Source organism: Gilvimarinus algae (assembly GCF_030518215.1).
Classification (GTDB): Bacteria; Pseudomonadota; Gammaproteobacteria; order Pseudomonadales; family Cellvibrionaceae; genus Gilvimarinus; species Gilvimarinus algae.
The window spans coordinates 1-363 of record NZ_JAULRT010000051.1 but is presented as its reverse complement, the minus strand read 5'-3'; the positions used below and the strand labels follow the sequence as shown (position 1 = coordinate 363).

Sequence of the window (363 nt, the reverse complement as noted above, 5' to 3'; positions counted from 1 at the left end):
AAACAGGTAGGTCAGCAGCGTGCAGCTCAATGGCCAAGTCCAGGTAATAGATCCCGGTCGCCTCCATCACGATCGACGTAGGCTTGAGCGCCTGCAGCTTTTTCACCGCAGCCTTGCGACCGGCAGGGGTTTGAGCGATATCCCACTGACCGGCAGTGCGGCCATCTTTACGCACCCCAACGACCGAAGTCCGTGAGCCGATATCGAGGCCAACCCAGACACTCATTCTTCCCTCTCCCAAGCGAATTAGGTAACAATGGCCTCCGGTTCCCCGACCTCGAACTTCATGCCGCTGCAACCTTGTAATGCGAAGTCCGACTTGTCGGCTTCTCGATACTCTTCGTGGTGGGCAATGAGGCGGGG

1 protein-coding gene is annotated in these 363 nt (G+C 57.9%); it reads right to left on the bottom strand.

Annotation, left to right across the window (positions count from 1 at the left end; translation table 11 throughout):
• A partial coding sequence (locus QWI16_RS07455; RefSeq protein ID WP_302712171.1) for a hypothetical protein occupies positions 1 to 226 on the bottom strand: 226 nt, incomplete at its 3' end.
• Between the last annotated feature and the right edge of the window lie 137 nt (positions 227 to 363).